Raw genomic sequence first — 2,604 nt, 5'->3', positions numbered from 1 at the left:
GTGGGTGTACTGCACCGTTGGCACCGCCGAGTTGCCCCACTCCATGCCGGTGTTGGCGCCGCATTCGATGAAGTGCATGCGGCTGACGTTCGGCAGGCGCATCAACTCATCCATGCTGAACACCATGGGGCGCTTGAGCATGGCGTCATCGGAGCCATTGACCATCAGCCGGTGTTTCGATGGGTCGATGTCCCACCAGCCCTGGTGGTGGCGTTCAAAGTGCAGGCCGCTGGGGGTGATGATGCCGAAGAGGCCCTGCAATGGGCAAAAGCTCACGCTGGCCTGGCCGATGCGCGTGAGGCCCGGGCTCTCGCGGCGCTGCAGGTTTTTTTCCCATTCGCTGGGCAGGCCGTAACCACGGGCCGCCACGGGCTGGCCCAGGCCCTTGCTGTGGGCGGGAAGGTTCAGGATATTGGCATCGCCCTCCGGAGTCGCTGCCCGGGCCTGACCCACCGCCGCCACCCCGGCTGACGCAGCTGCAAACGCGCCGGCCAGAAAACCGCGGCGCCCGGCGCGCACGTCCGCTATTTGCGCCCCTGAGAGGAAATTCTCCGGCGCGCGCTGTAAAAAACGGCTCAGCATAAAGGGCGTTCTTTCGGTTCAGGCGTCTTGGGAGGCGGATCGCGGCGACAGGCTTTCGGCCGGCGACAATCCGCCCGGCTCATCCAGCTCGATGGCGATCTGGGTGCAGACACTGCGGCACAGCGCCACGGCTTTTTCGCTTTGAACGCGGTAAATCACCTGGGTGCCTTCCTTGCGCTTGGCCAGCACACCGGTGCGGTACAGCACGGCCAGATGCTGGGAAAGATTGGGCTGGGTGGTGTCGATCTCCGCCAGCAACTCATTCACGGACTTTTCACGTTCGCACAAGGCGCTCAAGACACGCAAGCGCATCGGCGTCGCGAGCACAGCGAACAACTCGGCCGCCAGCTCAAACACACGGCCTCTCTCGACTTGCGCACTGGTCTGGATCATCTCGTTCATAGCGATTTATTCTTAATATAAGTAGTTGCTGATATTAAGCCTGAAGCCGCCTCAAAAAACCCGTAAATACCCTAGGCACGCAAGGCGAACACGTAAATATGACCAACCGACCCGCCAAACGCCGAAAAGGTGTTGCCTCCATGCACTTGCGCAGGGCGGCAAAGGTGTAAAAAAGCGTTGAAAGACCCCTCATCGTGATATAAAACTTTTGTTACTTACGAGTTGTTACCCGGGACCGGTAAAACCCAATACTTATGTCTTCAAAAAAATCCTTCATCTTCAAAAGTACCGGCATCCTTCTCGCCGTCATGATGGCCGCTGCAGCGCATGCGGAAGTCGATGCACTGGTCAGTCAGGCGCGTACGCTGCTCGACCAGAGCCAGGCACAAAAAGCCTTCGATCTGCTTGAGCCCCAGGAAACCGCACGCGCAGGCGACCCCGACTTCGACACGGTGCTGGGTATCGCCGCCAACGACACAGGGCAATTCACCCGCGCCATATTCGCGCTCGAACGCGTGCTGGCGGTGCAGCCGGCCAACTCCCGTGCGCGCGCGGAGCTTGGACGGGCACTTTTTGCCGTCGGGGACAACGCCGGCTCGCGCAAGGTGTTACTGGAAGCCAAACAAGACAACATCCCGACGGAGGCCGCCGCCACCATCGACCAATTCCTGCAAGCCATTGATCGCACGGAAGAAGCCGCCCGCTCGTCCGTCAAACCGTACCTGGAAGCCAGCGTCGGCTACGACACCAATGTCAACAGCGGCCCCGGCAATCCCAATGTCGCGGTTCCGCTTTTTGGCGGCGCAATTTTCACCCTCAATGCTTCGGGTGTCGAGACCAGGGATGCCTTCATGACTCTGGGTGGCGGGCTGTCAGCCCGTTACGTCGTCGACCCGCGCTGGTCGTTGATCGCGAACGCAAGCGGCAATGCGCRCGTCAATGCCAAGTACAACGACTTCAACACCGGCCAGGTTGATGTCAACGCCGGTGCCAGCTACCGCTACGAAAAGCATGAATTCACCGGTGTCGTCCAGGCCGGCAGCTATACCGTCGCCGGATCCCGCGCGCGCGACCAGCAAGGCCTGGTCGGCGAATGGACCTACCGCATCGACGGCTTCCGCCAGTGGAGCACTTACCTGCAATGGGGCGAGTTGAGCTATCCGGGTCAATCGCTTCGTGATGCGGACCGAACCGTGCTGGGTACGTCCTACGCCCATGCATTCCGCGACGGTTTGCTGGTCTTCGGGGGTATTTATGTGGGTGCCGAGAAGGAAAAAGCCAGCGGCGTTCCGCACATGGGCCACCACCTGTTCGGCATCCGGTTGGGTACACAGAAATCCATCAGGGACGACCTCGCCTTTTTTGGCAATATCAGTTATGAAGACCGCAAATACGGTGGCACCGATCCGCTGTTCCTGGTCACCCGCACCGACAGGCAGCTCAATCTGAACCTTGGCCTCAACTGGGTCCCCGCCAAACTCTGGCGCGTGACGCCGCAGTTGTCGCTGACCTCCGTCAAGTCAAACATTGCCATTTCCGACTACAACCGCAGCCTTTTCTCCGTGACCGTGCGCCGCGACTTCTAAACCTGCCGTGCCGACTGAACACGCCCCGCCAGAC

3 protein-coding genes are annotated in these 2,604 nt (G+C 60.5%); 1 reads left to right on the top strand and 2 read right to left on the bottom strand.

The window, feature by feature from the left end; all coding sequences use genetic code 11:
- A partial coding sequence (locus AC1DWI_RS19350; protein ID WP_477725488.1) for a molybdopterin-dependent oxidoreductase occupies nt 1-582 on the bottom strand: 582 nt, incomplete at its 3' end.
- A gap of 18 nt (nt 583-600) precedes the next feature.
- On the bottom strand, nt 601-984 hold the full coding sequence (locus AC1DWI_RS19345; RefSeq protein ID WP_477669337.1) for an ArsR/SmtB family transcription factor: 384 nt from the start codon (nt 982-984) through the stop codon (nt 601-603).
- 254 nt (nt 985-1,238) lie between these two features.
- Here AC1DWI_RS19345 and AC1DWI_RS19340 point away from each other — a divergent pair, with 254 nt between their 5' ends.
- Complete coding sequence (locus AC1DWI_RS19340) at nt 1,239-2,570, top strand: surface lipoprotein assembly modifier (protein WP_477725487.1); 1,332 nt, start codon at nt 1,239-1,241, stop codon at nt 2,568-2,570.
- Nucleotides 2,571-2,604: the final 34 nt, after the last annotated feature.

The sequence above is a fragment of the Polaromonas sp. P3_C2 genome (assembly GCF_056402675.1).
The sequence above is the reverse complement of the archived record's forward strand: the minus strand, read 5'-3'. Positions and strand labels throughout refer to the sequence as shown.